This window comes from Clavibacter sp. MX14-G9D (assembly GCF_032917815.1).
Classification (GTDB): Bacteria; Actinomycetota; Actinomycetes; order Actinomycetales; family Microbacteriaceae; genus Clavibacter; species Clavibacter michiganensis_K.
The window spans coordinates 1-2,052 of record NZ_JAVCVL010000325.1; the positions used below are offsets into that span (position 1 = coordinate 1).

Here is a 2,052-nt window from a genome sequence, read left to right on the forward strand (position 1 = left end):
CGGACGTCGCGCTGCGCGGCCCCGGGGCGACGGCGCGGCCCACGGTGTCGGTCGTGATCCCCGTGCGCGACGACGCCGGCCACCTGCGCGCGTGCCTGCAGGCCCTCGCCGGGCAGACGGTGGCGCCGGACGAGGTCGTCGTGGTCGACAACGCGTCGCGCGACGACAGCGCCCTCGTCGCCCGGCAGGCCGGTGCGCGCGTCGTGCACGAGCCGGTCGTCGGGATCCCCGCGGCCGCGAGCACCGGGTACGACGCCGCGCGCTACGAGGTCATCGCGCGCCTCGACGCGGACTGCGTGCCGCCCGCCGACTGGATCGAGCGGCTCGGCGACGTCCTCGCGGCCCGACCCGACGTCGCCGCCGTGACGGGGGCGGCGCGGTTCCTCGACGGCCCGCGGGCCCTGCGCGGCGTCGCTGCGGTCGCCTACCTCGGCGCCTACTTCGGGTCGGTGACGCTCGCGCTCGGGCACCCGCCGCTGTTCGGGTCGAACTTCGCCCTCCGCCGGGACGCCTGGCACCAGGTGCGCACCGAGGTGCACCGCGAGGGCACCCACCTCCACGACGACATCGACCTCTCCGTGCACCTCGGGCCCGAGCGCCGCATCGTGCTCGACCCGCACCTGCGCATGGGCATCAGCATGCGTCCGCTGACGCGCCCGTCGACGCTGCCGCTGCGGATGAGCCGCGGCATGACGTCGCTGACGCTGCACTGGCCGCACGAGCTGCCGTGGCTGCGCTGGGGTCGCACGGGACGGCGCGTGCTCGCCGAGCGCCGGCTCGGCCGCACCGCCGGGGCCGTCCCGGCGGGGCGCGGTCCGGCGGCGACGGGACCGGTGCCGGTCAGCCCTCCGGCGGCGGCGCGTCTCCCAGGTCCTGCGCGCTGACGCAGCGCGCCTCCTGGGGGATGACGGCCACGACGCCGCTGAGGTCGGTGAGCGCCGTGTAGCTGGCCTGCGTGGAGTCGATGACGACCTCCACGGCGGGGGTGCGGCCGTAGGTCGTGTACCGGATGTCGGGGGAGCGGGAGTTGTCCTCCACCCAGTCGACGTCGTCGTAGCTGATGCACGCGTCGGTGGTCGGGCCGGGCGTCGCGACGCCGCAGCGGAGGATGACGGTGCTCTGCGGGTCGCCCCACGCCGCCGTGCCCTGCGCGTCCGTCTCGCGCAGCGGCGCGGTGCCGAGCTGCGCGGGCAGGTGCACGACCACGTCGGCGCAGAGCGGGTCGGTCGCGGCCGGGGCGGCCTCGAGCGAGACCGTCGGGGAGCACCCGGCGAGGAGGAGGGCGGCGCCGCACGCGGCGGCTGCGGCGGCGGTGCGCAGGGCGCGGGCGGGGCGGCGGGGAGACATCCCGATCAGGCTAGCGTGGCTGTCGTGACGACTCCTGGGACGCCCTCGACCGCGCATCCGAGCGACGCCGGGCCGGACGGAGGGGGCACGGACACGGCGACCCTCGGGAGCGCCGGCGAGCTGGCGACGCTCGCCCGCATCGTCGCCCGCCTGCCCGCCGCGGACGCCGCGGACATCGGCCCCGGCGACGACTGCGCGGTCGTGCGCGCCCCGGACGGCCGGTTCGTGATCACCACCGACATGATGATCGAGGGACCCGACTTCCGCCGTGCGTGGTCGACGCCGCACGACCTCGGCCGCCGTGCCGCCACCTCGAACCTGGCGGACGTCGCGGCGATGGGCGCGCGCCCCACGGCCCTCCTCGTCGCGATCGCGGCGCCCGCCCGGACGCGCGTCGCCGACCTGGAGGCCCTCGCCGACGGCCTGCGCGAGGGCTGCCTCCTCCAGGCCCCGGGCTGCGGCGTGGTGGGCGGCGACCTGTCCGTCTCGGACGCGCTCGTCATCACCGTCACGGCGACCGGCGACCTCGAGGGGCGCGAGCCCGTCCTCCGCGGGGGCGCACGCCCGGGCGACGTGATCGCGGTGGCCGGGACCCTGGGCATGGCCGCCGCGGGCGTGCAGCTGCTCTTCGACGAGGCCCGGAGCGCGGGTCCCGACGGCGAGCCCGTCCCCGACGCGCGGCTCGCCCGGGAGCTGCGCGCCGCG

The 2,052-nt window shown here is 77.9% G+C and carries 3 protein-coding genes; 2 read left to right on the forward strand and 1 reads right to left on the reverse strand.

The features are described from left to right. The first annotated feature begins 11 nt into the window (after positions 1-11). The gene (locus Q6969_RS15240) at positions 12-884 is read left to right on the forward strand and encodes a glycosyltransferase family 2 protein (RefSeq protein ID WP_317231203.1); all 873 of its coding nucleotides are present in this window, start codon (positions 12-14) and stop codon (positions 882-884) included. On the opposite strand, the gene Q6969_RS15245 is transcribed toward Q6969_RS15240, so the two are convergent. Next, positions 841-1,347, reverse strand: a complete 507-nt coding sequence (locus tag Q6969_RS15245) for a DUF3515 domain-containing protein (protein ID WP_317231202.1) — start codon at positions 1,345-1,347, stop codon at positions 841-843. The genes Q6969_RS15240 and Q6969_RS15245 overlap by 44 nt on opposite strands. A gap of 24 nt (positions 1,348-1,371) precedes the next feature. On the opposite strand from Q6969_RS15245, the gene Q6969_RS15250 reads away from it, so the two are divergent. Further along, the coding region (locus Q6969_RS15250) for a thiamine-monophosphate kinase (RefSeq protein WP_396335563.1) at positions 1,372-2,052 on the forward strand (681 nt) is incomplete at its 3' end.